Here is a 4823-nt window from a genome sequence, read left to right as displayed (position 1 = left end):
TTAGTGGTGGCGACATTTCACAAGCTTATAAAATTGACACTGCAAACAACTCATATTTTTTAAAACTGAATAGTGTCAGCACATTAAACATGTTTCAAACCGAAGCTTATGGTTTAGACCTGATTGCCAAAACTAACACAATAAAAACACCAAAAGTTTTAGCTTTTGATAGTTTTGAAAATTCTGCCTTTTTACTGATGGATTTTGTGGAATCTAAACGAGCTACAACAGAAGATTTTAAACTTTTAGGAGAACAACTGGCTACTCTACATAAATGTTCTTCGGATAATTTTGGATTAGATAAAGATAATTACATAGGTAGTTTACCACAAAGCAATTCTGCCCACAAAAATTGGGTTGAATTTTATACTCATGAGCGCTTGTTACCTCAACTTGAACTAGCGAAACAAAAAGGTTTACTTTCTGTTGCTGAATGTCCGTCTGAACAACACATTAAAAATCAGTTAGAATTATTGTTTAAAGGCATAAAACCATCGTTACTTCATGGTGATTTATGGAGCGGTAATTATCTTATTTCAAAAAATGGTGAACCGTATTTAATTGACCCTGCCGTTTATTACGGACACAACGAAGTTGATATTGCTATGACAAAATTGTTTGGTGGTTTTGGTGAATCTTTTTATGAGTCATATCACTCGTATTATCCATTGGATGAAAATACATCTGCTAGAATAGACATTTACCAATTGTATTATTTGTTGGTGCATTTAAATTTGTTTGGCAGTAGTTATTATAGCTCGGTAAAATCAATTCTTCAAAAATATTTTTAGCATTTCTGTCATTCCGCACTTGATGAGGAATCCACAAAAATAAAGCAAAATGGATTCCTGCCGAAGTTTATCTTGAGCGAAGTCGTAAGGCAGGAATGACAAAACCTTAGCGGACAAGTGCGTTAGGGATTGAAGCATTTGTTGAAGCTCCCCGACGCAGGAGGGAGCGACTGCTGAAAGCCCGACCTGAAAGGTAACGTCCAAATAATTGAAAGTCTTGTTGAAAATACTGTTAATAACAGCTTGCGCTTTGATAAAAAAAGACATTCTGAATGGTTAAAAATGTGTATTTTTGCACTTTCTTTAAACACACACAAATAGATAGATAATGATTCATTTCTTTGGAAACACAAATAGCAAAGTTTTTGCTGTTCAAACAACAAAAGAATTATCAACCGAAACCATCTCAAAATTAGTATGGTTATTTGGCAACCAGCCAAAAATAGAGCAAGCATCTTTAGATGCTTTTTTTGTTGGTCCGCGTGCCGCAATGATAACACCTTGGAGCACCAATGCTGTTGAAATTACTCAAAACATGGGGATTTCTGATATTATTAGAATTGAAGAGTTTCAATCGGTTTCAGAAGATTTTTTAGATTTCGATCCTATGATTTCTGAAAAATTCAATGGGTTAAATCAAGACTCATTTACTATTGATATTCAACCAGAACCGATTTTAAATATTGAAGATATTTCTGCTTATAACCAACAAGAAGGATTATCATTAAGTCATGAAGAAGTTGAATATTTAGAAGATGTTTCAAAAAAAATTGGCAGACCACTAACCGACTCTGAAGTATTTGGTTTTTCACAAGTAAACTCAGAACATTGTCGCCATAAAATTTTTAATGGCACGTTTGTAATTGATGGCGAAGAAAAACCGACATCACTTTTTAAACTCATTAAAGAAACCTCAAAACAACATCCAAATGATATTGTTTCGGCATATAAAGACAATGTGGCTTTTATAAAAGGCCCAAAAGTGGAACAATTTGCTCCAAAACGTGCTGATGTTCCAGATTATTATACCACGCAAGATTTTGAATCGGTAATTTCACTTAAAGCAGAAACTCATAATTTTCCAACAACAGTTGAGCCATTTAATGGTGCTGCAACAGGTTCTGGTGGTGAGATTAGAGATAGACTTGCTGGCGGAAAAGGTTCATTACCATTGGCTGGTACAGCAGTTTACATGACTTCGTATTCTCGTTTAGAAGATAACAGACCATGGGAAAAAGCATTTCCAGAACGTGATTGGTTATACCAAACACCTATTGACATTTTAATAAAAGCATCAAACGGCGCATCAGATTTTGGAAACAAATTTGGTCAACCATTGATTTGTGGTTCGGTTTTAACTTTTGAACATGAAGAAGAAGCCAGAAAACTAGGCTTCGATAAAGTCATTATGCAAGCTGGTGGTATAGGTTATGGAAAAATAGATCAAGCATTAAAAGACACACCAAAGCAAGGTGACAAAATAGTAATTCTTGGAGGCGAAAACTACCGTATTGGAATGGGTGGTGCAGCAGTATCATCAGCAGATACAGGAGAATTTGCATCTGGCATCGAATTAAACGCTGTACAACGTTCCAACCCAGAAATGCAAAAACGTGCTGCTAATGCTATTCGTGGCATGGTAGAAAGCGATGAAAACCATATCGTTTCTATTCACGACCATGGCGCTGGCGGACACTTAAATTGCTTATCAGAATTGGTTGAAGATACTGGTGGTATAATAGATTTAGACAAATTGCCTGTTGGCGATCCAACACTTTCTAATAAAGAAATTATAGGAAATGAATCTCAAGAAAGAATGGGGTTGGTTATTGGTGAAGCACATCTTGAAACTTTACATAAAATTGCAGATCGCGAGCGTTCACCAATGTACACCGTAGGCGATGTTACAGGAGACAACCGTTTTACTTTTCAATCTAAAACCAAGGGTAATAAACCTATGGATTTAGCTATGGAGGATATGTTTGGAAGTTCTCCAAAAACAGTTTTGACCGATAAAACTATCAAAAGAAATTATAAAGATGTTACTTATAATTCTGATAATTTTTATGAGTATTTAGATCTAGTATTACAACTAGAAGCTGTAGCGTGTAAAGACTGGCTAACCAACAAAGTTGATAGATGTGTTGGTGGAAAAGTGGCAAAACAACAATGCGCAGGACCATTACAATTACCATTAAACAATGTTGGTGTAATGGCTCTCGACTACAAAGGAAAAGAAGGTATTGCAACCTCTATTGGTCATTCGCCTATTTCTGGATTAATCAGTCCTGTTGCTGGAAGCAGAAATTCAATCACCGAAGCGTTAACTAATATTATTTGGGCTCCTTTAAAAGAAGGGCTAAAATCTGTTTCGTTATCTGCAAACTGGATGTGGCCTTGTAAAAACGAAGGTGAAGATGCACGTTTATATGAAGCAGTACAAGCTATTTCAGAGTTTGCTATCGATTTAGGCGTTAATGTTCCTACCGGAAAAGATTCGCTTTCTATGAAGCAAAAATATCCGAATGAGGAAGTGATTGCTCCAGGAACGGTTATCATTTCTGCTGCTGCTAATTGTAACGACATTACTAAAGTTATAGAGCCTGTTTTTCAAAAAAATGCAGGTGATATTTATTATATCAACCTATCACAAGATGATTTTAAATTAGGTGGAAGTTCGTTTGCACAAATACTTAATAAAATAGGGAATGAAACACCAAATGTAAAAGATGCATCTTACGTTAAGAATGTATTTAATACCATTCAACAACTAATTAAAGATGAACAAATTATTGCTGGACATGATGTAGCTTCAGGCGGGTTAATTACAACGTTACTAGAAATGTGTTTTGCTGACACTAATTTAGGTGCTGAATTAGATTTAAGTGTTTTAAATGAAAAAGATTCTTTTAAAATCTTATTTGCCGAAAATTCAGGAATTGTGTTTCAAGCAAAAGATACTTCAGTAGAAACAGTTTTATCAGAAGCAAATATTGAGTATTTCAATATTGGAAAAGTAACCGAGTCTGATGTACTAAGTGTTATTAATCAAGCTGAAGTATTCACTATGACAGTGTCGAGATTAAGAGATGTCTGGTATAAAACCTCTTTCCTACTCGACCAAAAACAAACTGCAAAAAATTTAGCTGAAGATAGATTCAACAATTACAAAAATCAACCTTTACAATATACCTTCCCTAAACATTTCACTGGAAAATTACCAGTCATAGGAAATACAAGGCCTAAGGCAGCTATCCTTCGTGAAAAAGGAAGCAACTCTGAACGTGAAATGGCAAATGCTATGTATTTAGCTGGTTTTGATGTGAAAGACGTGCACATGACTGATTTAATTTCTGGTCGTGAAACTTTAGAAGATATTCAATTTATTGGAGCAGTTGGTGGCTTTAGTAATTCTGACGTTTTAGGCTCTGCAAAAGGTTGGGCAGGTGCTTTTAAATACAATGAAAAAGCTAATACAGCACTTAAAAATTTCTTTGAACGAAAAGATACACTTTCCGTTGGAATCTGTAATGGTGCACAACTTTGGATGGAATTAGATTTAGTAAATCCAGAACACGAAACTCATGGAAAACTAACGTATAATGAGTCACATAAACACGAAAGCTCATTCACTTCAGTAAAAATTCAAGAGAATGATTCTGTTATGTTGTCTACGCTTGCAGGAACTACTTTAGGGGTTTGGATTTCTCATGGTGAAGGTAAATTTAGTTTACCATATTCTGAAGATAAATACAATATCGTTGCAAAATATGGTTACGAAGGTTATCCTCACAATCCAAATGGTTCAGACTTTAACACAGCTATGATGTGTGATAAAACTGGGCGCCATTTAGTAACGATGCCACATATTGAGCGCTCTACGTTTCAATGGAATTGGGCACATTATCCTAAAGGAAGAAAAGATGAAGTGTCTCCTTGGCTAGAAGCTTTTGTAAATGCTAAAAAGTGGATTGAGAATAGGAAGTAAAAAAAGGAGCTTGATTAAGCTCCTTTTTTGTCGGGATGACAGGA

The 4823-nt window shown here is 35.2% G+C and carries 2 protein-coding genes; both read left to right on the top strand.

All coding sequences use genetic code 11. From position 1 onward, the window contains the following. A partial coding sequence (locus tag AADI82_RS13735) for a fructosamine kinase family protein (RefSeq protein ID WP_341216997.1) occupies positions 1 to 791 on the top strand: 791 nt, incomplete at its 5' end. A 328-nt stretch (positions 792 to 1119) separates the two neighbouring features. Beyond that, positions 1120 to 4779 carry a phosphoribosylformylglycinamidine synthase gene (gene purL / locus AADI82_RS13730; RefSeq protein WP_341216996.1) on the top strand — a complete coding sequence of 1220 codons (3660 nt, stop codon included), beginning with the start codon at positions 1120 to 1122 and terminating at the stop codon, positions 4777 to 4779. Positions 4780 to 4823: the final 44 nt, after the last annotated feature.

The organism is uncultured Wocania sp., from assembly GCF_964021735.1.
Taxonomy (GTDB): Bacteria; Bacteroidota; Bacteroidia; order Flavobacteriales; family Flavobacteriaceae; genus Wocania_A.
The sequence above is the reverse complement of the archived record's forward strand: the minus strand, read 5'-3'. Positions and strand labels throughout refer to the sequence as shown.